This window comes from Streptomyces sp. NPDC017890, assembly GCF_044328675.1.
Taxonomy (GTDB): domain Bacteria; phylum Actinomycetota; class Actinomycetes; order Streptomycetales; family Streptomycetaceae; genus Streptomyces.
On record NZ_JBIRHU010000026.1, the window covers coordinates 56,459 to 79,930 of the forward strand.

Sequence of the window (23,472 nt, forward strand, 5' to 3'; positions counted from 1 at the left end):
GTCCGGATAGCCCGATGTAGAGCACAGATCGATCACAGTGCGCTACACGCGTAACTACGGTTCAACCAAGAAAAGGTAAAGAAGGTAAAGAGAAAGCCAACTAGCTCCGGATTTTATTGACCTTGAACGAATTGCGTTGAAAAAGTCCGGCGTAGCCCGTAGGGGGACGCCCTGCGGAGTCATCAGACCCTCCCTTGGGCCAGGAGCACCATGACCCCCCCAACTCCAGCAGCGGCTGCCCCGCTCGAGGTGACCGACGACAGCGTCGCCACGTCGCCCACGCCCACCACCCCTCAGGGCAGCGAGAGCCGCTCCCCGGGCCGCCTGGCCTGGAAGCGCTTCAAGCGCGACCGCGCGGGCGTCATATCCGCGTGCATCGTGATCTTCTTCTTCGTGATCGCGCTCGCCGCGCCGCTCATCGCCAAGCTGTACGGCAAGGACCCGTACACCACGTACGCCAGCCAGCGCCCCGAACTGCTCGACGCCTTCGCGTACCCGGCCGGACCCAACGGCGGCATCAGCTCGGAGTTCTGGTTCGGCGTCGAGCCGCAGCTCGGCCGGGACGTCTTCACCTTCCTGCTCTACGCCATCCGCAACTCGCTGGGCATCGCGGTGGCCGCCACCTTGGCCACCGCCCTGCTGGGCATCGTCATCGGCATCACGGCGGGCTATCTCGGCGGCAAGACGGACTACCTCGTCGGGCGGGTCATCGACATCCTGCTGTCGTTCCCCTCCACGCTGTTCTTCATCGCCTTCATGCCGGTCGTGTACGGCGTCTTCGTCGCCCCCGACGAGAACATCCCCACCGGGCTGCGGGCCGCGGCCCTGATCATCGTGCTGTCCGGCTTCGGCTGGGCCTCCCTCGCCCGGCTGCTGCGCGGGCAGGTACTCGCCCTGCGCGAGCGGGAGTTCGTGGAGGCCGCCAAGGTCACGGGAGCGTCGCCGGGGCGGATCGTCTTCAAGGAACTGCTGCCCAACCTGTGGACACCGATCATCATCCAGTCCACGCTCATGCTTCCGGCGTTCGTGACCGCCGAGGCGGGTCTGGCCTTCCTCGGGGTCGGCATGATCGACCCGACCCCGGACTGGGGCGTCATGATCCAGCGCGGTGCCCAGTTCTACACCGAGGACCTCGCCTTCATGCTCTTCCCGGGCGTCTCGATGGTGATCTTCGTGCTCGCCTTCAACCTGCTCGGCGACTCGGTGCGCGACGCGCTCGACCCGAAGTCCAAGCGCTGATCCGTTCCCTCCTCCGGTCCGTACACAGGAGTCCGGCCGGCCTTCTCCGTCCCGTATGACCACTCTTGGGGTGCATCATGGCTTTCTCCCGTAGAAACTTCCTCATAGCGACCGGTGTCGTCGCGGCCTCGTCCTCGGTCCTGACCGCCTGCGGCGGCGAAGACAAGGGCGGCTCGGCCAAGAACAGCGGCCCCAAGGTCAGCGGCAGCAAGACCATGGACATCCCGGTCGGCACGAAGGCCGACTCCACCGGTCCGGCCCCCGAGGTCAAGGGCGCGGTCAAGGGCGGGACGATCTACTCGCTCGACCAGTTCGACATGGACCACATGGACCCCGCGCAGATCTACGTCTCGACCGAGGGCGCCATCACCGTCCCGATCATGCGCGGCCTGACCGGCTACAAGATCGACGACAAGGGCGCCACCACCCTGGTCGGCGACGCCGCCACCGACGCCGGCACGATGAAGGACGGCGGGAAGACCTGGTCCTTCACCATCAAGGACGGCCTGAAGTGGGAGGACGGCTCCGAGGTCTCGATGGACGACGTCCGTCACACCTTCGAGCGCCTCTTCGCCTCCTTCATCACCGAGGGCCCGCACTACGTCCAGACGTGGCTGGAGGGCGGCGACAAGTACAAGGGCCCCTACGAGGGCAAGCACCTCGACTCCATCGAGATCGACGGCCGGACCATCACCTTCCGCCTCAACGAGGCGCGCGGTGACTTCAACTACACCCTCGGCATGCGCGGTTACTCCCTGGTGCCCCAGAAGCACGACACCAAGGAGAAGTACGACAAGCGTCCGTTCTCCTGCGGCCCGTACAAGGTCGAGAGCCGCAGCCCCGGCAAGTCCATGACCTACGTGCGCAACGAGCACTGGGACCCGAAGACGGACCCGATCCGCAACGCGTACCCGGACAAGTTCCACTTCCAGTTCGGCTTCGAGCTGCTGGCCTCCACCGACCGCTACCTCGCGGACCGGGGCAACGACCAGTACACGATGTCGATCTTCAACGAGGTCGCGCCCGAGCGGGTCGCCCAGGTGCTCACCGACGCCGAGCTGAAGAAGCGCGTCCTCACCCAGGTCGACACGGTCACCTACTACTGGCCGATCAACACCACCCGCATCACCGACCTCAAGGTGCGCCAGGCCATCAACTGGGCGTGGCCGCACCAGCAGCTGCAGACGATCAAGGGCGGCGCCTCCGGCAGCGAGATCGCCACCACGATCCTCAGCCCGGTGACCCCCGGCTACGCCAAGTTCGACCTGTACGGCACGACCGAGAAGCCCGGCGGTGACCCGGCCAAGGCCAAGGAGCTGCTGAAGGAGGCCGGCAAGGTCGGTCAGAAGCTGGTGATCGCCTACCAGCAGTCGGACAACTCGGTGAAGCAGGCCGTCGCGATCAAGAACGCCCTGGAAGCGGCCGGCTTCCAGGTCGTCAACAAGCAGGTCGACAAGTCGACCTTCTACACCCAGATCGGCAAGCTCGACAACGGCTACGACCTGTTCGCCGCCGGCTGGAGCCCGGACTGGCCGAACGGCTACTCGGTCTTCTACCCCTGCTGGCACGGCAAGTCCGTCCGTGAAGGCGGCAACAACTACGCCCAGCTCAACGACACGGGCGTCAACAAGGCGATCGACGCCGCCTCCAAGATCGCGAATCCCGAGGAAGCCAAGAAGGCCTGGGGCGCCATCGACCGTCAGATCATGGAGCTGGCGCCGGTCGTGCCGGACTACCACAAGATCCGCAACTGGATGTACGGGTCCAAGGTCGGCAACGTCGTGTACGACGCCGGCAACACCTGCGTCGCGCTCTGCAAGCTCTACGCGAAGAAGTAAGCACACGCGCTTCGGGGGCGGCCACCACCCGTGTGGCCGCCCCTGCGGCCCACCCCCTCACACCTCCCCGGCGACGGCGCCCCGTCCGGAAAGTCACGCCCCATGCTCCGCTTCCTAGTCCGCCGAGTCTCCGGCGCGATGGTCATCCTGCTGATCATCAGCGCCATCACCTTCTGGCTCTTCTATGCCGTTCCGCGTGACCCCGCCATGATGTCCTGCGGCAAGAACTGCACACCGGAGAACCTGGCGCAGATCCGGGAGAACCTGGGCATCGACGAGTCGATCCTGATGCAGTACTGGCACTGGCTGGTCGGCATCTTCGCCGGCCGCGACTACGCCGGATACGGCTACTGCGACGCGCCGTGCCTCGGTTACTCGTTCGCCAACAACGAGCCCGTCTTCGGCACGATCATGGACCGGCTGCCGCTGACCCTCTCGCTGGCCTTCGGCGCGTCCGTCGTCTTCCTGATCGTCGGCGTCGGTGCGGGCATGCTCGCGGCGCTCAAGCAGGGCAAGTTCCTGGACAAGTTCGCCAGCTCCGTGTCGCTGCTCGGCTCCTCGCTGCAGATCTACTTCGTCGGCTACATCGCGATGTACTTCCTGGTCTCGGAGCTCGGCGTCCTCAGCCAGCCGTCGTACACGCCGCTCACCGAGAACCCGGCCGCCTGGGTCTCCGGTCTGCTCCTGCCATGGCTGGTGCTGGCGGTCATCTTCACCGCCAACTACACGCGTATGACGCGCTCCCAGATGGTGGAGCAGCTCAGCGAGGACTACGTGCGCACCGCGCGGGCCAAGGGCCTGTCCAAGCGCAACGTCTTCTTCCGGTTCGCCTGGCGCGGTGCGATGGGCCCGATCGTCACGCTCTTCGGCATCGACCTCGGTGTGCTGATCGGCGGCGCCATCATCACCGAGACGACCTTCAGCCTCCAGGGCATCGGCCGGCTCGCGATCCAGTCCGTCAACCAGAGCGACCTGCCCATGCTGCTCGGCGTCACCGTGCTGGCGGCCGGTGCGATCGTGATCTTCAACATCGTCGTCGACGCGGTCTACGCCCTCATCGACCCGCGGATCCGGCTCGCCTGACCTCCGCCTGCCCCCTACCCCCCGCATCACCTCCTGGAGCGTCCGCGTGACGAGCACCGAACAGCAGCCCTTCCTCTCCGTCAGGGACCTGAAGGTCCACTTCTCCACCGAGGACGGCACCGTCAAGGCCGTCGACGGGCTCTCCTTCGACCTCGCCAAGGGCAAGACGCTCGGCATCGTGGGCGAATCCGGCTCGGGCAAGTCGGTCACCAACCTGACGATCCTGGGCCTGCACGACCCGGACCGCACCGCGATCGACGGCGAGATCCTCCTCGACGGCAAGGACCTGCTCACCGCTTCCGAGCGGGAGCTGGAGCGGCTGCGCGGCAACAAGATGGCCATGATCTTCCAGGACGCGCTGGCCTCGCTGTCGCCGTACCACACCATCGGCAAGCAGATCAGCGAGACGTACCGCAAGCACACCGGCGCCTCCAAGAAGGAGGCCCGGGAGCGGGCGGTCGAGATGCTGCGGCGGGTGGGGATCCCGCAGCCGGAGACCCGGGTGGACGACTACCCGCACCAGTTCTCCGGCGGTATGCGCCAGCGCGCGATGATCGCCATGGCGCTGGTCTGCGACCCCGAGCTGCTCATCGCGGACGAGCCGACCACGGCCCTCGACGTGACGGTCCAGGCGCAGATCATGGACCTGCTCAAGGACCTCCAGCAGGAGTTCGGCACGGCCATCATCTTCATCACCCACGACCTCGGTGTCATCGCGGACATCGCGGACGACGTGCTGGTGATGTACGGCGGCCGGTGCGTGGAGCGCGGTACCAAGGAGGAGGTGCTGCGCGACCCGCAGCACCCGTACACGCTGGGCCTGATGAGTTCCATGCCGAGCCTCGACGGGCCGGTCGACGTGCCGCTGGAGCCGATCCCGGGCTCGCCGCCCTCGCTGCTGAACCCGCCCACCGGCTGCCGGTTCCACCCGCGGTGCGCCTTCGTCGAGAAGGTCGGCGGCGGACTGTGCTCCTCGGAGCAGCCCGCGCTCGACGTGGTCAAGGGCCGGGGGTCCGCCTGCCACCTCCCCCAGGAGCAGCGCAACGAGCTGTTCGCCGACTTCGCCGCATCCCGGCACAACTGACGTACAAGAGACAGGATTCACCATCATGAGCAACGCGGAAACGCTCCTGGACGTCAGCGGCCTGACCAAGCACTTCCCGATCAAGGGCGGCTTCCCGATCCCGCGTACGGTCGGGGCCGTCCGGGCGGTGGACGGCCTGGACTTCCAGGTGCGCGAGGGCGAGAGCCTGGGCCTGGTCGGCGAGTCGGGGTGCGGCAAGTCGACGACCGGCCGGCTGATCACCCGCCTGCTGGAGCCGACCGGCGGGAAGATCACGTACCGGGGCCAGGACATCACGCACGCGGGGCGCAAGGGGCTCGCGCCGATCCGGTCCGAGATCCAGATGATCTTCCAGGACCCGTACGCGTCCCTCAACCCGCGCCAGACGGTCGGCAAGATCATCTCCGGCCCGATGGAGATCAACGGCATCAACCCGGCCGGCGGCCGGGAGAAGCGCGTCCGCGAGCTGCTGGAGATCGTGGGTCTCAACCCCGAGCACTTCAACCGCTTCCCGCACGAGTTCTCCGGCGGCCAGCGCCAGCGCATCGGTGTGGCACGGGCGTTGGCCCTGGAGCCGAAGCTGATCGTGGCCGACGAGCCGGTCTCCGCGCTCGACGTGTCCATCCAGGCCCAGGTGGTGAACCTGCTCCAGAAGGTGCAGAAGGAACTGGGCATCGCCTTCGTCTTCATCGCCCACGACCTGGCCGTGGTGCGGCACTTCTCACAGCGCGTCGCGGTCATGTACCTCGGTAAGATCATGGAGATCGCCGACCGCGACGACCTGTACGACAACCCGCGTCACCCCTACACGCGCGCCCTGCTGTCCGCCGTGCCCGAGGCCACGGTGGAGGACACGCCCCGCGAGCGCATCCGGCTCGTCGGCGACGTGCCCTCACCCATCAACCCGCCGTCGGGCTGCCCCTTCCGCACCCGGTGCTGGAAGGCGACGGACAAGTGCGCCTCCGAGGCGCCTCCGCTGGTGCAGGTGGAGGGCAACAAGGCCGGGCACCTGACCGCATGCCACTACCCCGAGACGGATGACGTACCCTCGCCCCGTCTCACCAAGAGCCCCGAGGCGGCTGCCTGACAACACCCCTTTTCTGTCGGCACCGCCCGCGGAACGGACCTTCTTCGGCCCATTGACCCGAGCCCGGAACGTCCGCTCCAGGGAAACCGAGGGCCCGCGCCTCCCCAGGCGCGGGCCCTCGGTCTGTTCGCTGCCGGCTCGGATCAGTCCTTGTCCGGTTCCTCCAGCGCGGTCAGCGCCGGGTCGAGGACGATGTCCTCCCCGCGGTCGGCGATCGTCGGCTCCTCCGGGAAGTGGCAGGCCGTGAGATGGCCGTCGCGGTTGCCGTCGATCCGGACCAGCGGGGGCACCTCGCTCGCGCACTTGTCCTGCGCCTTCCAGCACCGGGTGCGGAAGCGGCAGCCCGACGGCGGATTGATCGGGGACGGCACGTCGCCGGCCAGGCGGATGCGTTCGCGCCGTCCGGTCTCGCCGTCCGTCAGGTTCACCTCGGGCACGGCGGACAGCAGGGCGTGGGTGTAGGGGTGACGCGGGCGGGTGTAGATCGAGTCCCGGTCGCCGACCTCGATCACCTTGCCGAGGTACATGACCGCGACGCGCTGTGAGAAGTGCCGCACCACGGCCAGGTCGTGGGCGATGAACAGGAACGCGATGCCCAGTTCCCTCTGCACCTTCTGGAGCAGGTTCACCACCTGGGCCTGGATGGACACGTCGAGCGCGGAGACCGGCTCGTCGGCCACGATCAGCTTGGGCTCCAGGGCCAACGCCCGTGCCACACCGATGCGCTGGCGCTGGCCGCCGGAGAACTCGTGCGGGAAGCGGTTGAAGTGCTCGGGGTTGAGACCCACGATCTCCAGCAGCTCGCGGACGCGCTTCTCCCGGCCGCCGGCCGGGTTGATGCCGTTGATCTCCATCGGGCCGGAGATGATCTTGCCGACCGTCTGCCGGGGGTTCAGCGAGGAGTACGGGTCCTGGAAGATCATCTGGATCTCGGACCGGATCGGCGCGAGCCCCTTGCGCTTGGCATGGGAGATGTCCCGGCCCCGGTACGTGATCTTGCCGGCGGTCGGCTCCAGCAGGCGGGTGATCAGCCGGCCGGTCGTCGACTTGCCGCACCCCGACTCCCCCACCAGACCCAGGCTCTCGCCCGGGTGCACGGTCAGGTCGATGCCGTCGACGGCCTGGACCTGGCCGACGGTCCGCCGGACGGGGAAACCGCCCTTGACCGGGAAGTGCTTGGTCAGGCCCTCCGCCACCAGCAGCGGTTCCCCTGATCCACCGGCCGCGGCCTCGCGCGGGGCGGGGAGGACGAGGTCTTCTTTCATGGCTCCTCTTTCATGCGGCAGGTCCTCCTTGTGGGCGTGCGGCCCGTCGGCCGGCCGGCCCTACCCCAGTCGGGGCCTGATCTCTTCGATGAAGACGGTCCGCTTCTGCTCCGCCGTCAGATGGCACGCGGAGGACCGGTCCGAGCCCAGCAGCGGCCGCTCCGTGACGCAGCGGTTGCCGCCGACCCGGTCCTGGAAGGTGCAGCGGGGGTGGAAACGGCAGCCGGACGGCGGGGTGAGCAGCGACGGCGGGGTGCCGGGGATCGGCGCGAGCGCGGCGCTGAGGTCGGAATCCAGGCGGGGCATCGAGTTCAGCAGGCCCCAGGTGTACGGGTGCCGTGGCGCCCTGAGCACCTGGTCGGTGCTGCCCCGCTCCACCGCGCCGCCCGCGTACATCACCATGATGTCGTCGGCCACGTCGGCGATGACACCGAGGTCGTGGGTGATGAAGACGATCGCCGAGCCGAACTCCTGCTGGAGGTCCTTGAGCAGGTCGAGGATCTGCGCCTGCACCGTCACGTCCAGCGCGGTCGTCGGCTCGTCGGCGATGAGGAGGTCGGGGTCGCAGACCAGCGCCATCGCGATCATCGCGCGCTGGCGCATACCGCCGGAGAACTGGTGCGGGTAGTCCTTGGCGCGCTGGGCCGGGTTGGGGATGCCGACCTTGCCCAGCATCTCCACCGCACGGTTCCAGGCCTCCTGCTTGGAGGAGCCGGTGTGCTTGCGGTACGGCTCGGCGATCTGCCGGCCCACCGTGTAGTACGGGGACATGGCCGTCAGCGGGTCCTGGAAGATCATGGCGATCCGGTTGCCGCGCAGTTGTTCCAGTTCCCGCTCGGTGGCGGTGACGAGTTCCTTGCCGTCGAAGACGATCTCGCCGTCGACCGTGGTCGTCCGCGGGTTGTGCAGGCCCAGGATCGTCAGGTTGGTCACGGACTTGCCGGACCCGGACTCACCCACGATGCCCAGGGTCCGGCCCCGCTCGACGTCGAACGAGAGACCGTCGACCGCCTTGACGACACCGTCCTCCGTGGCGAACCGCACGCTCAGGTCCCTGACCGACAGGAAGCCCTCGGGCCCGGTGGGCGGCGGCGCGCCCTCGGTCTTGGTCAGTGTGGTCACTCGATGCCCTCTTCCTAGGAAAGCCGGACGCGCGGGTCGATCCAGGCGTACGCGATGTCGACGAGGATGTTCAGCATCAGGATCATGAAGGCCCCGACCAGCATGACGCCCATGGTCAGCGGCAGGTCCTTGTTGACCGCGCCGTCCACGGCGAGCCGGCCGATGCCCTGCAGGGAGAAGGTCAGCTCGGTGACGACGGCCCCGCCGAGCAGGCTGGAGAGGTCGATGCCGAGGATGGTGACGATGGGGATGAGCGAGCCGCGCCAGGCGTAGCGGAAGAAGACGTACTTCTGCGACATGCCCTTGGCCCGGGCGGTGCGCACATGGTCCTCCGCCAGCTGCTCGACCAGCGAGGAGCGCGACATACGGGTGTACTGGGCGGTGAAGATGGTGGCCATCACGACCATCGGGATGGACAGGCCGACCAGCCAGCCGACCGGGTCCTCGGTGATGGGGACGTACTTGGGGTCCTCCATGACGCCCGTGCCGTAGACGAGGACGGCCAGGGCGATCGGGCCGAGGAAGTAGATCTGGAAGGAGCTCAGCACCATCGAGGCGCCGGTGGCCACCTTGTCCACGTGGGAGCCGCGCCGGAAGGCGGCGAGCATGCCCGTACCGAGGCCGACGATCAGGAAGACGATCGTGGCGCCGACGGTCAGCGACAGGGTGAGCGGGAAGCGGTCCTTGATGACGGTCCAGACCATCTCGCCCGAGTAGAAGGACTGTCCGAGGCACGGGGCGGAGCAGTGACCGGTGGGGAAGTCACGTCCCATGACGATGCCGGACATGAAGTCCCAGAACTGCTGGGCGATCGGCAGGTTGAGCCCCAGGACCTCGCGGATCTCCTCCAGTCTGGCGCCCGAGCAGTCCTTGCCGCAGGCCAGGGAGGCGTAGTCGGACGGGGCGGCGACGAAGAGGAAGAACGTCGCGGCACCGATCAGGAACAGGGTGACGACGGCACCGACCGCGCGTCGGATGATGAACTGAAGCATGGCGGGATGGCTGCTCTCTGCGGAGGTGGTCGGGAATTTTCACGGAACCCTGGGGGTGCGCTCCGCCTGGTGCGCACCCCCGCAGTCAGCCGTAGAGAGTTACGACTTGAGGAACAGGCCGTTGACGTCGATGTAGCTGGCCTCGGTGCTGTAGCGCGCGCCGCCGATGTTCGAGCCGTACAGCTGGAACGTCTTCGTGTACCAGAGCGGAGCGCCCGGGTTGACCTTCTCCAGGATGTAGCGGTGGGCTTCCTTCCAGGTCGCCGCGGCCTCGGTCGGCTGCTGGGTGAGGGCCTTCTTGATGAGTTCCTGGACCTTGGGGTCGTTCATGTGCGAGTAGTTCGGCGCGCCGTCGGCGACCTGGTCACCGTCGTAGATCGGCGTGACGACCGTGCCCGGGGACGGCCAGTCCTGGCCCCAGCCCGTGATGTAGATGTCGTACGGGTTCTTGAGCTTGCCGATCTGCTCGTAGAAGCTGGCCGCGTCGATCTCCTTGGAGACGACCTCCAGGCCGACCTTGCCCAGCGCGTCCTCGATGGCGACCTTCCGCTTCTGCCCCTGCTCGCTGTTGCGGTAGGCGAAGACGAGCTTCTTCTCGGCGGCGGGGACGTCCTTGAGGAGTTCCTTGGCCTTCTCGATGTTCCCGGACGGCGTCTTCAGCCGGCCGTACGGGTCGTAGTCGGCCTCGTATCCCGGCAGGGTCGGGGCGAACAGGTTGGGCGCGACGTCGCCGCCGTACGCGCCGCCCTCACCGGCGATGAGCGACTTGGAGTTGACCGCGTGGGTGATGGCGTCGCGGACCGTCTTGTTCTTCACCCGGTCCAGGTTGAACGTCAGCGTCATGACGTAGGGCTGGTAGCCCTTGATCGTGCGCTTGTTGACGGCCGGGTCGGTGATGACGTCCTGGATCTGGGTGGCCTCGACGCCGCCGGTGAGCATGATGGCGTTCTTGGCGTCGCCCTGGTCGGCGATCAGGCGCTTGGTCTGGGTCGACTCCGTGACACCGAAGTCGAAGTCGTAGCCGTCCAGGTACTGATGGCGCACCGCGTCGGTCTTCGGGTCCCAGTTCTCGTTCTTGACGAGCTTCATGGACTTGCCGACCTTGTAGTCCGCGATCTTGTACGGGCCGGTGGCGACCGGGGCCTTGTCGTACTTCTCCTTGGTGTCGGTCTCCTCGGGCACGACGGTGTAGCCCGGCATGGCCAGCGTCTGCGGCAGGTCGGGACGGGCGGTGTCGAAGTGGAAGACGACGGTCTTGTCGTCCGGCGTCTGGAGGACGGTGTCCGGCAGGTGCTTGTCGCCGTAGCCGCCGTCGGGCAGCGCGTCGCGGTACTTGGGGCCGCTCAGCCAGGTCTGGAGGTAGGTCGGGCCGTCGAAGATGAACTTCGCGTACTGGCGCTCGACGGTGTGCCGTATGTCCGCGGACGTGATCGGGTTGCCGTTCTGGTCCTTGATGCCGTCCTTGAGCGTGAACGTCCAGGTCTTGCCGCCGTTGGAGGACTTGCCGGAGTCGGTGGCGAGGTCGCCGACGACGGAGACGTTGCCCTTGCCGTCCTCCTGGAAGTTGGTCAGGCCGCGGAAGAGCAGGTTGGCGACCTGGCCGGCATCGGAGACGTAGATCTGTCCGGGGTCCAGGTGGGACAGGCCCTGCTCCTGGTAGACCATGACGGTGCCGCCGGGCTTGGCACCGGGGACGGCCTTGGCCGGTCCGGTGGACGCGGCGGCGTCGGCGTAGGTGACGGCGTTGGACTGGACCTTGGCTTCCTTCTGGTCCTTCTTCGAGTCCTTGCCGGAGTCGCCGCCGCCCTTGTTCTCCGAGCATCCGGTGAGGACCAGCGAGCCCGCCGCGAGAGCGACCATGACGGCGCGCGCAGTGCGAGAGTTGAACGACTTCATGTGGTGATGCACCTGCCTGTCGGGTTTGTTATCCACTGAGCACTGCTGAGCACTGCTGTGCACTGCCTGACGCGGCCGGTGGGCCGGCGCAGGGGCGGCAGTCCCCCCACCGATGGACCCCTCCTACCGTCCTGACTTGGGGTCGAGGGCATCCCGCACGGAGTCTCCGAGGAGGTTGAAACACAGGACGAAGACCACCAGCGCCACACCCGGGAAGAACATGAACGCCGGGTCCTGCTCGGCGACCTTGGCACCGGTGGCGAACATGCGCCCCCAGTCGGGGGTCGGCTCGACGAAGCCGACGCCGGCGAAGGAGAGGAACGCGATGCCGAGGATCGTGCTGGGGAGCAGGTACGTGAACTGGATCAGGATCGGCGAGACCACGTTCGGCAGGATCTCCTTGCGGATGATCCGCCAGGGCGAGGCGCCGGCGACCCTCGCGGCCTCGACGAACTCCCGCTCCCGCAGGGACAGCACGGTGGACCGCACCAGCCGGGCCATGCCCATCCAGCCGAGCAGCCACAGCACGATCAGGATGGCCAGTGCCCGGAAGTAGGTGGGCGTCTCGTCCCGAGGGTCCACGAAGAACGAGGTCACCACCGGCATGAAGGCGATGAAGAAGAGCTGCTGCGGGAAGGAGAGGAAGAAGTCGGTGAACCGGCCGAGGAAGTAGTCGGTCCGGCCGCCGAAGTAGCCGCCGACCAGGCCGATGAGGACACCGGTCAGCATCAGCAGTGTGGTGACGCCCAGCGCCATGTACAGCGAGGTGCGCATGCCGTACAGGAGCATGGTGAAGACGTCGCGGCCGAACTGCGGCTCCACGCCGAACCAGTGGTCCCCGGAGACACCGCCGAAGTAGCCGAGCGGCAGCCCGAACTCGTCCAGGACGGGAGTGTCGGTCGCGTACTCGGGGTCCTGCCCGTACAGGGTGTACGGGTTCTTCCCGTACAGCTTGGCGATCACCGGTGCCAGCGCGGCGATCAGGAAGTAGCAGACCACGATCCAGGCGCAGACGACTCCGGTCCGGTCGCGCTTGAAGCGCAGCCACATCAACTGCCCGGGAGAACGGCCCTCGAGACTGCTGGTCTCGCTCTTTCGAGCCGGCTCCGGTGCGCCGTCGACGGCGGCCGGCGTTCCGCCGCCCTCAATGTCGATTGGACTTGTCACAGTTCGCCCATTTCACAGGTGTGGGTGTGCCGAACCGGTGACCGGCGCAGGGTGTGCGCGATCACGGAACGGATCATGAAGAAGCGTCGGGAGAGCCCGGGGAACGCGGGAAACCCGCAGCCGGACGCGCGTAGCCGGATGCCCGGACGTCAGCGGCCCGGCCCGCTCCTCAGAGTCGATCGCCGCCCGACGGGGCGAAGTTGGGGGCGACGGACCGTGTGACCCACCTGGTGTTCGTGACACCGCGCATGGGGCTCCTCCTCATGACTCCACGTGCTCACCGACAGGAGGGGGCACACATCTGCCTTCCGACACCCCTGACGGAAGGTCAGACACCCCCTTGGTGCTCGTGAGTCGGGCGCTGTCCCCACAGCGCGAGACCCATTGACCCGAGCGCTACGCGGCTAACTATCTGCCATGACCAGAAGGACCGACCACCGTCTTTAAATCTCAATTCAGTCACAGCTGAAAGGAAGATCTTCCAAAATCTGGACAAACTGTTCGGGACGAGAAGGCCGCGAAACGGACGTGTTACATGGCTATCGGGCGTCGATCTCCGTGTTTCGGACACCGGAGGGCACTCAGAGGGCTCCGGAGAGATGTCCGGGCCCCGGAAAACGGGTTGAAAAAAGCCCGGGTGCCCCCATGATGGGGGCACCCGGGCCTCGCTGCGGGCCGGCTGTGCGTGCCGGCCGCCGGTCGATCAGCCGTGCTTGGCGCGGCTCGCGGCGCGGGCGCGCTCGCGGGCGTCCAGGTTCACCTTGCGGATGCGAACGGCCTCCGGGGTCACCTCGACGCACTCGTCGTCGCGGCAGAACTCCAGCGACTGCTCCAGCGAGAGCTTGCGCGGCGGGACGATCGCCTCGAACGAGTCGGCCGAGGACGACCGCATGTTGGTGAGCTTCTTCTCCTTGGTGATGTTCACGTCCATGTCGTCGGCGCGGGAGTTCTCGCCGACGATCATGCCCTCGTACACCTCGGTGCCGGGCTCCGTGAAGAGCACGCCGCGCTCCTGGAGGTTCGTCATCGCGAACGCGGTGACGGCACCGGAGCGGTCGGCGACCAGCGAGCCGTTGTTACGGGTCGTCAGGGTGCCGAACCAGGGCTCGTGGCCCTCGTGGATGGAGTGCGCGATTCCGGTGCCGCGGGTCTGGGTCAGGAACTCCGTGCGGAAGCCGATCAGACCGCGGGAGGGGACCACGAACTCCATGCGGACCCAGCCGGAGCCGTGGTTGGACATGTTGTCCATCCGGCCCTTGCGCACGCCCATGAGCTGCGTGACCGCGCCCATGTGCTCCTCGGGCACGTCGATCGTCATGCGCTCGACGGGCTCGTGCGTCTTGCCGTCGACCTCCTTGGTGACGACCTGCGGCTTGCCGATGGTCAGCTCGAAGCCCTCGCGGCGCATCTGCTCGACCAGGATGGCCAGCGCCAGCTCACCGCGGCCCTGCACCTCCCAGGCGTCGGGACGCTCGGTGTCCAGGACACGGAGCGAGACGTTGCCGATCAGCTCGCGGTCCAGGCGGTCCTTGACCTGGCGGGCGGTGACCTTGCGGTCCTTGACGACCGCCTTGTTGTCGGCGCCCTTGCCGGTGGCGCCGCGGCCGACCAGCGGGGAGGTGTTGGTGCCGATGGTCATGGAGATCGCGGGCTCGTCCACCGTGATCAGCGGCAGCGGGACCGGGTTCTCCTGGTCGGCCAGGGTCTCGCCGATCATGATGTCCGGGATACCGGCGACGGCGCAGATGTCGCCGGGGCCGGCCTTCTCGGCGGGCTTGCGGGTGAGCGCCTCGGTCATCATCAGCTCGGAGATGCGGACGTTGCTGACGGACCCGTCGCGCTTCATCCAGGCGACCGTCTGGCCCTTCTTCAGCTCGCCCTGGTGGACGCGGAGCAGGGCGATACGGCCGAGGAAGTTGTCGGCGTCCAGGTTGGTCACGTGCGCCTGGAGCGGGGCGGCCTCGTCGTAGGTCGGGGCCGGGATGTAGTCCAGGATCGTCGAGAAGAACGGCTCCAGGCTGGTGGAGTCGGACGGGACCGTGCCGTCGTCGGGCTTGGTCAGGGAGGCGACGCCGTCCCGGCCGCACGCGTAGACGATCGGGAACTCGATCTGCTCCTCGTCGGCGTCCAGGTCGAGGAAGAGGTCGTACGTCTCGTTGACGACCTCGTCGATCCGGGCGTCCGGACGGTCCGTCTTGTTGATGCAGAGGATGATCGGCAGCCGCTGGCTGAGGGCCTTGCGCAGCACGAAGCGGGTCTGCGGCAGCGGGCCCTCGGAGGCGTCCACGAGCAGGACCACGCCGTCGACCATCGACAGACCGCGCTCGACCTCGCCACCGAAGTCGGCGTGGCCGGGGGTGTCGATGATGTTGATCGTGATCGGGTCCCCGCCGTCCTTCGGGTGGTACTTCACCGCGGTGTTCTTGGCGAGGATCGTGATGCCCTTCTCACGCTCCAGGTCGTTCGAGTCCATCATGCGGTCGTCGACAGAGTCGAGCTGGTGCGCGGCGAAGGCACCGGCCTGCTTGAGCATTCCGTCGACGATGGTGGTCTTGCCGTGGTCGACGTGGGCGACGATGGCGACGTTGCGGATGTCGTGGCGCGTGGCCATATGAGGCGTACTCCCGGAGGGTGTGAGGTCGGCCCTCGCGTACGTCCTTGTCACGCGGGCCTGCCGGGCGGTACATGCCACGGCCTCACCCAATGGTACGGGGCCCCGGGGACTGGGGCGTGCCGGGTGCTGCGCGCGGGGGCCGGGGACACCGGGTCACGGCGGTACGGGACTCCTCGTCGGGACGTTCCGGATCACCAGGTGGGGAGGGTTCGGGACGCCCGGCCAGGACGTCCGGGAAATCCGGCCAGATCGGTCCGGGACACCCGGCCAAGACGGTCCAGGACACCCGGCCAGGACGTCCGGGACACCCGGCCAGGACGGTAAAGACACCCCGTCGGGACCTCCGGGACACCGGTCAGGAGGAGGGAGACGCCGACGGGCGGGAGCCCCGGGCGCCCTTCTCCAGGAAGCCCATGTCCTCGTGGACCGGGCTCCCGAGACCGAAGGCGCCCGCGTTGGCGAGGTTCTTCCGGGCCGCCACGAGCTGGGGGCGCTGGTAGAGCGGGACGGAGCCGGCCGCCGCCCAGATCCGCGAGTCGGCCTTGCGGAGCAGGTCCCGGGCCTTCTTCGGGTCCAGCGTGCCCATGGCCTGGTCGAAGAGCTGGTCGACCTGGTCGGTGCCGACCCGGGTGTAGTTCTGCGCGACGTTCAGGGAGCCGTCGGCGGCCGGGACGGGCTTGGCGTAGATGGGGCGGGCGTCGGTGGCGGGGAAGGCGGAGGCGGGCCAGGAGTAGAGCGCGAGGTCGTACTCGCCGGAGGCGATGTGGTCCTTGAAGTAGCTCTTGTCCGGGACCTTGGTGATGTCGGTGCCGATACCGATCTCCTCCAGCATGGCCGAGATGCGGTCGGCCACGGTGCGCAGGGTCTCGGAGCCGGGGCCCGAGGGGAGCACGAAGCTCAGGGTGAGCGCCTTGCCGTCCTTCGCGAGCGGGGCCGCCGCCGGGGCGGCGGTGCCCTTGGGGGCGTAGGCGCCGGGGGCGCCGCCCCGGGCGGTGTTCCTGCCGCTGCTGTGCTTCTCGCCGCTCTCCTGGTCGGTGCCGCCCCCGTCCTCCTCGCCGTCCGGGTTCTTCTCGTCCTCCTCGGTGCCCTCGCCGTCCTCGGAGCGGTCCCCGCCGTCCTCGCCGACGATGTACGTTCCGTCGTCGCCGCCCTCGGAGGGCTGCTCGTCCTCGCCGTCCTCGGACTTCTCGGCCCCGGCCGCCTCCTCGCCGTCCTCCTGCTCCTTCACCGGGCCGCCGGGCACCCACCCGGCGTCCGCGAGGAGGGCCCGGGCCTCCTTGACGTCCTGGTCGCCGAGCGCGCCACTGCCGTCGGCGTAGGCGGCCTGGCCGGACAGCGCGAGGTGGCTGCCCACGGGCTCGGCGGGCAGGCCCAGCGGCTCCAGCACCGCCCGGGCCAGCTTCTCGCGGTCCAGGGCGCGGGCCACGGCCCTGCGGACGCGTTCGTCGGCGAGGGGGCCGTCGGCGCCGTTCAGGGCGAGCTGGGTGTAGGCGGGCTCCAGCGACTTGCGGAGCTCGAAGCCGCTGAGGGCCTTCTGCCGGCGTTCGAACTTGGCCAGGGCCTTGCGCCGCTTCTCCCGGGCGAGGACCTCCTCCTCGGCGGCCTCCTCGTCGGAGCCGTGGGCGATCGCCCACGACCGCAGTGCCTGAGCGGCGGCCCCGCCCCGCGTGCCCCAAAACGGTGAGCCGGCCGGGCCCGCGGCCGGGGTGCCCTCCGGGCCCATGAGCGGGGTGCCGGTGCCGGCGTCCCCGGGCCCGGCGGCCAGCGCGACCTGCTCGGCCGTGTCCGGGTCGACCTCGGCCAGGTCGAGCTTGCCGGCGACGAGTTCGGAGACCCGCTTGTCGCGCGGTACGGCGCGCAGGACGACCCGGGTCAGCTTGGGCGGGTCGCCCCACCAGCGCGGGTTGCGGGTGAGGACGATCTCGTCCTTCTCGGTGTCGACCTCGTCCGGGGCGAAGGGGCCGGCGGTGATCTCCAGCTTGCGCCGCGCGCCGTCGTTGAAGGCGTCGGGGGTGCCCGTGACGCTCTTCGGGTACAGCGGCGTGAACAGGGACTGCCAGTCGGCGTAGGGCCGGCCGAAGGTGACCTTGACCTCCAGGTCGCCGGCGCCGCGCTCGATCTTCTCGATCCGGTCGTAGCCGGCGTTGCGGGCGGTCCAGTAGGCGCTGTCCTTGCCGGACAGGGCACGCCACTGGGCGGCGAAGTCGGCGGCGCCGATCTCCCGGCCGTCGCTCCAGACGGCCTGCTGGTTGAGCTTGTAGACGACGACCTGCTTGGGCTCGGTGTCGACGACCTTCGCCGACTCCAGGTACTCGGGGTTGCGCACCGGGCGGCCGGACTCGTCCATCCGGTACATCGACGGCAGCACGGCCTGCGCGACGCGGGCCGTGGTGGCGTCGGCGTCGGACTGGAAGGCGTTCAGCGTGTCCGGTACGGAGTCCACTGCCCAGCGCAGGGTGCCGCCGTCGGAGATCCGGGCGCGGTCCGCGGAGGCGATGTCCTGCCCGGCGAGCGGCTTGCCCGACGGGTCCTCGGAGCTGCAGCCGGCCAGCGCGGGGACCGCGAGCACGCCCGCGGTGAGGAAGGCGACCGAGCGCATGACCGCGCGCGGTCCGACGCCGACGTGGGACATCTCTGCTACCTCCGGAAGGCCGCGGGCGTGACGGTCACTCTGTGCGGCTTTTGCCTCATACACGATATTTGGCGTTGATCATTTGTATACGGACCGGTATGCGGCCACTGAAGGGGAAACGGTTCGGCGACGCCGGGAGACACGACGACAGCGGTGCTCAAGCCCACCCGTGCGGCCCAACGCCACCCGCGATGCACCGACACGCCCCGGCCAATCGCCGCACATCCCTTCCCAGCGACAGGTGTGACGCGCGACACTCTCAGGCGCATGAACGTCGCCACCCAAGGCCGGACGCGTGCCGTGTCCGACGGAAGTGAGGTCACGTCATGTCCGTGCACGACGACCTGGCATCGATCCAACGCAGTCTCGACGACCTGTCCCGGTCGGTGACCCGGCTGGAGCAGCGGCTGGGCAGCGGCGGCCTGGAGGTCCGCCGGGTCCGCACCGACGCCGACCACCTGCGCGAGAGCGTCGCGCTGCTGCGGGCGGCGGCAGCGGTACCGGACGCGCCCAGGCGTCCGGACCTCGTCACGATCCCCGACACGCCGTACGACGGCTCGCTGTGGACGGACTCGGACGACGAGGGCCTCGGCGCCCGCGACCGACGCGCACCCTGAACCCGACCCGACCGACCGGAGTCGCCCAGTGGCCACTGGTACGGAACCGCCAGCCACCGAACCCCATCCCGAAGGCGCCGGTGTCCACACCCCGACGCGCGCCGCCATCCGCGCCCCGCACCTGCGCACCGACCGCTGGTGGCTGGCACCCGCCGCCACCGCCGCGGGCCTGCTCGCCTTCGTCGTCTACTCGACCTGGCGGGCCTTCGCGAACGCGGACTACTACGCGGCTCCCTACGTCTCGCCCTTCTACTCGCCCTGTCTGGCGGAGAACTGCGAGCCGATGCGCTCCGGGCCCAACTGGGAGCTCTTCGGCAGCTGGTGGGGCCTCTCCCCCGCGATCATCATCCTGATCTTCCCGCTCGGCTTCCGCCTGACCTGCTACTACTACCGCAAGGCCTACTACCGGGGCTTCTGGGCGTCCCCGCCGGCCTGCGCGGTGGCCGAGCCGCACAAGAAGTACACCGGTGAGACCCGCTTCCCGCTCGTCCTGCAGAACCTCCACCGGTACTTCTTCTACGCCGCGCTCCTGGTCGCGCTGATCCTCACCTACGACACCGTGCTCGCCTTCCGCGACGAGGACTACGCGTGGGGCCACATGGGCCTGGGCACCCTCGTCTTCCTGGCCAACATCGTGCTGATCTGGGCGTACACCCTGTCCTGCCACTCCTGCCGGCACATCGTCGGCGGCAAGCTCAAGCACTTCTCGCGGCACCCCGTGCGCTACCGGATGTGGCAGCTGGTCGGGAAGCTCAACGCCCGGCACATGCAGCTCGCCTGGGCCTCCCTGGTGAGCGTGGCGCTCGCCGACTTCTACGTGTATCTCGTCGCGTCCGGTGCCTTCGACGATCCGAGGTTGTTCTGATGTCCGTGGTCGACCGGCAGGAATGGGACGTCGTCGTGGTGGGCGCGGGCGGCGCCGGGCTGCGCGCCGCGATCGAGGCCCGCGAGCGGGGTGCCCGTACGGCCGTGATCTGCAAGTCGCTGTTCGGCAAGGCGCACACCGTGATGGCCGAGGGCGGCATCGCGGCCGCCATGGGCAACGCCAACTCCGGCGACAACTGGCAGGTCCACTTCCGCGACACCATGCGCGGCGGCAAGTTCCTCAACCAGTGGCGGATGGCCGAGCTGCACGCCCAGGAGGCCCCGCAGCGGGTGTGGGAGCTGGAGACCTGGGGCGCGCTGTTCGACCGTACGAAGGACGGCCGGATCTCGCAGCGCAACTTCGGCGGCCACGAGTACCCGCGCCTCGCGCACGTCGGCGACCGTACGGGCCTGGAGCTGATCCGCACCCTCCAGCAGAAGGTGGTCTCGCTCCAGCAGGAGGACTTCGCGGAGACCGGCGACTACGAGTCCCGCCTCAGGGTCTTCCAGGAGTGCACGGTCACCCGCGTGCTCAAGGAGGGCGGCCAGGTGTCGGGCGTCTTCGGCTACGAGCGGGAGAGCGGCCGGTTCTTCGTCCTGGAGGCGCCCTCGGTGGTGATCGCCACCGGCGGCATCGGCAAGTCCTTCAAGGTGACGTCGAACTCGTGGGAGTACACCGGGGACGGCCACGCCCTGGCGCTGCTGGCCGGGGCGCCGCTGCTGAACATGGAGTTCGTGCAGTTCCACCCGACGGGCATGGTCTGGCCGCCGTCGGTGAAGGGCATCCTCGTCACGGAGTCGGTGCGCGGCGACGGCGGGGTGCTCCGGAACTCCGACGGCAGGCGGTTCATGTTCGACTACGTGCCCGACGTCTTCAAGGACAAGTACGCGGTGACGGAGGAGGAGGCCGACCGCTGGTACGACGACCCGGACCACAACCGCCGGCCCCCGGAGCTGCTCCCCCGCGACGAGGTCGCGCGCGCGATCAACGCCGAGGTGAAGGAGGGCCGGGGCTCCCCGCACGGCGGCGTCTTCCTCGACGTCTCGACGCGGATGCCCGCCGAGGTGATCCAGCGCCGGCTGCCCTCGATGTACCACCAGTTCAAGGAGCTGGCCGACGTCGACATCACGGCCGAGCCGATGGAGGTCGGCCCCACCTGCCACTACGTGATGGGCGGCATCGCCGTCGACTCCGACACGGCCGCCGCACGCGGGGTGCCGGGGCTGTTCGCGGCCGGTGAGGTGGCCGGCGGCATGCACGGCTCCAACCGGCTCGGCGGCAACTCGCTGTCCGACCTGCTGGTCTTCGGGCGCCGGGCGGGCCGGCACGCCGCCGAGTACGCGGCGGGGCGGGAGGGCGGGGCGCGGCCCCGGGTGGACGACGAACAGGTCGACGCCGCCGCCGCGGAGGCGCTGCGTCCGTTCCTGGCCGAGGCGGAGTCCGGGCAGCCCGCCGACGGTCCGCCGGAGAACCCGTACACCCTCCACCAGGAACTCCAGCAGACGATGAACGACCTGGTCGGCATCATCCGCCGCGAGCCGGAGATGAAGCAGGCCCTGGAGAAGCTCGCGGAGCTGCGGCTACGGGCCCGCCGAGCCGGCGTGGAGGGGCACCGGCAGTTCAACCCGGGCTGGCACCTCGCCCTGGACCTGCGCAACATGCTGCTGGTCAGCGAGTGCGTGGCGCGGGCCGCGCTGGAACGCACCGAGTCGCGCGGCGGGCACACCCGTGAGGACCATCCGTCGATGGACCGCCGGTGGCGCCCGGCCAACCTGCTGTGCACGCTGGCCGGCCCGGGTGGCGGTCCGGCGGCGGATCCCGGGCCCGGCCGGATCACTCTGGAACGGCAGACCACCGAGCCCGTCCGGCCCGACCTGCTCGCCCTCTTCGAGAAGGACGAGCTGGCCAAGTACCTCGCCGAGGAGGAGCTTTCCGAATGAGCGGCTACGAGGCCCGCTTCAAGGTGTGGCGGGGCGACGTCGAGGGCGGCGGCCTGGAGGACTTCCGCGTCGAGGTGAACGAGGGCGAGGTGGTCCTCGACATCATCCACCGCCTCCAGGCCACCCAGGCCCCCGACCTCGCCGTGCGCTGGAACTGCAAGGCGGGCAAGTGCGGTTCGTGCTCCGCGGAGATCAACGGGCGGCCGCGGCTGCTGTGCATGACCCGCATGTCCGTCTTCGCCCCCGAGGAGACGGTCACCGTCACGCCCCTGCGGGCCTTCCCGGTCGTCCGCGACCTGGTGACGGACGTCGGCTTCAACTACACCAAGGCCCGCGAGGTCCCGGCCTTCGTCCCGCCCGCCGACCTCGGGCCCGGCGAGTACCGGATGACGCAGGAGGACGTGGACCGCTCGCAGGAGTTCCGCAAGTGCATCGAGTGCTTCCTGTGCCAGGACACCTGCCATGTCGTCCGCGACCACGAGGAGAACAAGCCGGCGTTCGCGGGGCCGCGCTTCCTCATGCGCGTCGCCGAACTGGACATGCACCCGCTGGACGCGGCCGGCGACACCGGCCTGGACCGGGGGCGCACGGCCCAGGACGAGCACGGCCTCGGCTACTGCAACATCACCAAGTGCTGTACGGAGGTCTGCCCCGAGGGCATCAGGATCACGGACAACGCGCTGATCCCGTTGAAGGAGCGGGCCGTGGACCGCAAGTACGACCCGCTGGTGTGGCTGGGGTCGAAGATCAGGCGCCGGTCGTCCTAGCGGACCCAGCCCTCCCGGTACTCCTTCCAGTTCGTCTCCGTCGCCGCGAAGTCGATGTACGGGGCGAGACCGAACAGCTCCCGGCCGGCGTCCGTCCGGGAGAGGCCGAGGCGGGCGCCGCGGACGGCGGCGGCGACGGTCTCGGCGTGGCCCCAGTGGTCGAAGTTGCTCTCGTGGTAGAAGGGCAGGCCAATCAGCAGGTGGGTGGTGGGCGGGGTGACCTCCAGGGCCAGTGAGGTCTGCTGGGCGACGTAGCCGCCGTAGGTGCCCTCCAGCGGCTGCGCGGTGTCGTACGTCATCACGGCGATCTGGTCGACGCGGCGGGCGACCTGGCCGAAGAACTCCTGCGACCACCACTTGGGGTTCTCGGTGAAGACGCCGAAGACGGAGTGGAGGGCCGGGAGCGGGTCGATCTGGTGGGCGGCCACGGACAGCCGCGCCTCGCGGGCGCGGGTCGTCTCGCGCAGGTCGTCGAGGAGCGAGAGGTAGTTCCGGTCGCCGGAGCGCAGGGGTTCCAGGTCGAGGTGGACGCCGTCGTAGCCCACGTCCAGGACCTGGCCGGCGCTGCGGACGACGGCGGCGCGGGTGGCGGCCCGCTCCAGGCGCATGCCGTCGGCGCTCTCGGTGGCGAGGACGTCACCGAGGAAGGCCTGGACGCGGACGCCGGGCAGCTCGCGGTGGACGGCGTCGATCAGCCAGCGGGCCTTCGGGTACAGGGACGCGGGCAGGGTGCCGTCGTGCTCCATCGGGCCGGTGTGGACGTACAGGTCGCGGATGCCGGTGGTCTCGACGCGGCGGGCGAAGGCGGCGAGGTCCGCGTCGTCCTTGCGGCCGTCGACCCAGGCGTGGCCGAGCCACATGGCGTCGCGGTTCCTGGTGTGGGTGCCGTCGGCGGGGTCGCCCATGTAGTTGACGCGCAGGGCGGTCTCGGCGGTGAGGAGGGGGAGGAGCAGGACGAGGAGGACGGTCAGGGCCGTCCGGCGGACGCGGCGGATCCGACGGCGCCGGCGGGTGTGTCCGGTGGCCTCGGCTTCGCCTCCGGCGTCCGGGCTCCGTTCCGCACCCCCCGTACGGCTGTCGTCGTCGGACGCGGGCCGCCCCTGTGGGGGCTCCTCGCCGTGGGCGGCCGGCCGGCCGGTGGTTCTCGGTTCCGTGTCCGGGTCCATGCTCGGTTCGGTGTGGTCCACGGCGTTCCCCTCCCTGTCGGCCGTCCCCGGTCGCGGTGGCCCGTTCGCGCTCGTACGCTCCGGATGTGATGCCATGCGTCAGCCGGGACCGGCCGTGG

Annotated in this window: 17 protein-coding genes; 9 read left to right on the forward strand and 8 right to left on the reverse strand. The window is 69.1% G+C overall.

Going from position 1 to position 23,472, the window contains the following annotated elements; genetic code table 11:
- Nucleotides 1–210 precede the first annotated feature (210 nt).
- The 5 genes from ACH4F2_RS29495 to ACH4F2_RS29515 all read left to right on the forward strand — a co-directional run bounded on the left by ACH4F2_RS29495 (nucleotide 211) and on the right by ACH4F2_RS29515 (nucleotide 6,310).
- Nucleotides 211–1,239 carry an ABC transporter permease gene (locus ACH4F2_RS29495; protein ID WP_398135793.1) on the forward strand — a complete coding sequence of 343 codons (1,029 nt, stop codon included), beginning with the start codon at nucleotides 211–213 and terminating at the stop codon, nucleotides 1,237–1,239.
- Between the two features lie 77 nt (nucleotides 1,240–1,316).
- Nucleotides 1,317–3,077 carry an ABC transporter substrate-binding protein gene (locus tag ACH4F2_RS29500; protein WP_398135794.1) on the forward strand — a complete coding sequence of 587 codons (1,761 nt, stop codon included), beginning with the start codon at nucleotides 1,317–1,319 and terminating at the stop codon, nucleotides 3,075–3,077.
- Between the two features lie 102 nt (nucleotides 3,078–3,179).
- Complete coding sequence (locus ACH4F2_RS29505; protein ID WP_398135795.1) at nucleotides 3,180–4,160, forward strand: ABC transporter permease; 981 nt, start codon at nucleotides 3,180–3,182, stop codon at nucleotides 4,158–4,160.
- 46 nt (nucleotides 4,161–4,206) lie between these two features.
- Entirely contained in the window at nucleotides 4,207–5,244 is a 1,038-nt protein-coding gene (locus ACH4F2_RS29510; RefSeq protein ID WP_398135796.1) for an ABC transporter ATP-binding protein, read from the forward strand.
- Between the two features lie 25 nt (nucleotides 5,245–5,269).
- Entirely contained in the window at nucleotides 5,270–6,310 is a 1,041-nt protein-coding gene (locus ACH4F2_RS29515; protein WP_398135797.1) for an ABC transporter ATP-binding protein, read from the forward strand.
- A 143-nt stretch (nucleotides 6,311–6,453) separates the two neighbouring features.
- Here the strand turns inward: ACH4F2_RS29515 and ACH4F2_RS29520 are convergent, their stop codons facing one another.
- The 7 genes from ACH4F2_RS29520 to ACH4F2_RS29550 all read right to left on the reverse strand — a co-directional run bounded on the left by ACH4F2_RS29520 (nucleotide 6,454) and on the right by ACH4F2_RS29550 (nucleotide 17,998).
- The gene (locus tag ACH4F2_RS29520; protein ID WP_398135798.1) at nucleotides 6,454–7,575 is read right to left on the reverse strand and encodes an ABC transporter ATP-binding protein; all 1,122 of its coding nucleotides are present in this window, start codon (nucleotides 7,573–7,575) and stop codon (nucleotides 6,454–6,456) included.
- Nucleotides 7,576–7,635: 60 nt separating this feature from the next.
- A complete protein-coding gene (locus ACH4F2_RS29525) occupies nucleotides 7,636–8,697 on the reverse strand; it encodes an ABC transporter ATP-binding protein (RefSeq protein WP_398135799.1) in 1,062 nt (353 codons plus the stop codon).
- Nucleotides 8,698–8,711: 14 nt separating this feature from the next.
- Nucleotides 8,712–9,689, reverse strand: a complete 978-nt coding sequence (locus ACH4F2_RS29530; protein WP_398135800.1) for an ABC transporter permease — start codon at nucleotides 9,687–9,689, stop codon at nucleotides 8,712–8,714.
- A 99-nt stretch (nucleotides 9,690–9,788) separates the two neighbouring features.
- Nucleotides 9,789–11,585, reverse strand: a complete 1,797-nt coding sequence (locus ACH4F2_RS29535; protein ID WP_398135801.1) for an ABC transporter substrate-binding protein — start codon at nucleotides 11,583–11,585, stop codon at nucleotides 9,789–9,791.
- 123 nt (nucleotides 11,586–11,708) lie between these two features.
- Entirely contained in the window at nucleotides 11,709–12,752 is a 1,044-nt protein-coding gene (locus ACH4F2_RS29540) for an ABC transporter permease (RefSeq protein ID WP_398135802.1), read from the reverse strand.
- A gap of 703 nt (nucleotides 12,753–13,455) precedes the next feature.
- A complete protein-coding gene (typA, locus tag ACH4F2_RS29545; RefSeq protein ID WP_398135803.1) occupies nucleotides 13,456–15,363 on the reverse strand; it encodes a translational GTPase TypA in 1,908 nt (635 codons plus the stop codon).
- Nucleotides 15,364–15,721: 358 nt separating this feature from the next.
- Nucleotides 15,722–17,998, reverse strand: coding sequence for an ABC transporter family substrate-binding protein (locus tag ACH4F2_RS29550; RefSeq protein ID WP_398135804.1), 2,277 nt, complete (start codon nucleotides 17,996–17,998; stop codon nucleotides 15,722–15,724).
- A gap of 326 nt (nucleotides 17,999–18,324) precedes the next feature.
- Here ACH4F2_RS29550 and ACH4F2_RS29555 point away from each other — a divergent pair, with 326 nt between their 5' ends.
- From ACH4F2_RS29555 to ACH4F2_RS29570, 4 genes are read left to right on the forward strand one after another with little or no spacing between them, the layout of a single operon-like run.
- On the forward strand, nucleotides 18,325–18,615 hold the full coding sequence (locus ACH4F2_RS29555; RefSeq protein WP_398135805.1) for a hypothetical protein: 291 nt from the start codon (nucleotides 18,325–18,327) through the stop codon (nucleotides 18,613–18,615).
- Between the two features lie 28 nt (nucleotides 18,616–18,643).
- Nucleotides 18,644–19,480 carry a hypothetical protein gene (locus ACH4F2_RS29560; protein ID WP_398135806.1) on the forward strand — a complete coding sequence of 279 codons (837 nt, stop codon included), beginning with the start codon at nucleotides 18,644–18,646 and terminating at the stop codon, nucleotides 19,478–19,480.
- The gene (locus ACH4F2_RS29565) at nucleotides 19,480–21,420 is read left to right on the forward strand and encodes a fumarate reductase/succinate dehydrogenase flavoprotein subunit (protein WP_398135807.1); all 1,941 of its coding nucleotides are present in this window, start codon (nucleotides 19,480–19,482) and stop codon (nucleotides 21,418–21,420) included. Before ACH4F2_RS29560 ends, ACH4F2_RS29565 begins: the two co-directional genes overlap by 1 nt.
- Complete coding sequence (locus tag ACH4F2_RS29570) at nucleotides 21,417–22,187, forward strand: succinate dehydrogenase/fumarate reductase iron-sulfur subunit (protein WP_398135808.1); 771 nt, start codon at nucleotides 21,417–21,419, stop codon at nucleotides 22,185–22,187. The genes ACH4F2_RS29565 and ACH4F2_RS29570 overlap by 4 nt, the downstream gene beginning before the upstream one ends.
- On the opposite strand, the gene ACH4F2_RS29575 is transcribed toward ACH4F2_RS29570, so the two are convergent.
- Nucleotides 22,184–23,353 (reverse strand): hypothetical protein, encoded by a 1,170-nt coding sequence (locus tag ACH4F2_RS29575; protein WP_398135838.1) that lies wholly within the window; start codon nucleotides 23,351–23,353, stop codon nucleotides 22,184–22,186. The genes ACH4F2_RS29570 and ACH4F2_RS29575 overlap by 4 nt on opposite strands.
- Nucleotides 23,354–23,472: the final 119 nt, after the last annotated feature.